Origin of the sequence: Vibrio sp. 10N.222.46.A1 (genome assembly GCF_041473595.1) — a bacterium.
GTDB classification, from domain to species: domain Bacteria; phylum Pseudomonadota; class Gammaproteobacteria; order Enterobacterales; family Vibrionaceae; genus Vibrio; species Vibrio tasmaniensis_A.
Map to the genome: position 1 here is coordinate 1 of NZ_JBFRSN010001303.1, position 848 is coordinate 848.

Below are 848 nucleotides of genomic sequence, written 5' to 3' on the forward strand. Positions count from 1 at the left end.
CATCGATATCGGGGTTAACCTTGAACTGGCGGCAAAATTTGGCGTAATGGTTGAAGTCAGCCATGAACTGAGTATTGGACAGTTATTTGCTCTACAAAGCGAAGCGTCCTTATTTGTCGGCGCGGAAGTTAAAGCTCAGGTAAACGGAGCATTCAACAGCAGCAATATCCTCGGAGCTGATGAGTTTATTGTCGGCGCTATCGGTGGTAGTGCTTTTATCGGTGCTAAAGCGAAGGGATCGACAACAGCCGTTTTTAAAGCGCGCAGTATTGATGCTGCACGTTTTAAAATTGAAGCTTCGGTAAGTGCTGGCGCTGGAATAAACGCGGCACTTGAGGCTGTTGTACGCGGTAGCGGCGATATTAAAGTGAGAGCGGCTGCAGGCTTAACAGCAGGTATAGGTACTGATGTAGAGGCGGATACCATGGTTAATCCCCTTCTCCTTAAAATTTTGCTGTGGGATAAATTAGCCTCCCATTTAACAACAAAAGCTTATCAAAAGCGTAAAAATGAAAAATATGACCGCAGTGTCAACATAGTTGCACTTGGCCGATGTCAGAATAAAGCCCACACTTATATGATTTTATTAGATCAAAGCTATAAGTTGCTTGCTGAAGAATTATGGCGAATTTCTGTTATCACAGACTTTACTGAATCTGACATTGATGGAATGAGGGGGACTCTGCCGAATTTGTTCAGACCACCAGAACTTGAAGCCGCCTATTTAAGCTCAACGGATAACAGTGACGACGCATTGACCAATGCCCAGCTAGGAGTTGAAATAGCCGCTAATGCACGCTTTAAAGACAGGAAGAAAACAAAAAAACACGCACAAAAGGGCAGCTTGC

1 pseudogene is annotated in these 848 nt (G+C 44.3%); it reads left to right on the forward strand.

Features of this window, described 5'->3' with window-relative positions:
- A pseudogene (locus AB4496_RS26115) lies at positions 1-848 on the forward strand (hypothetical protein); the annotation flags it as partial.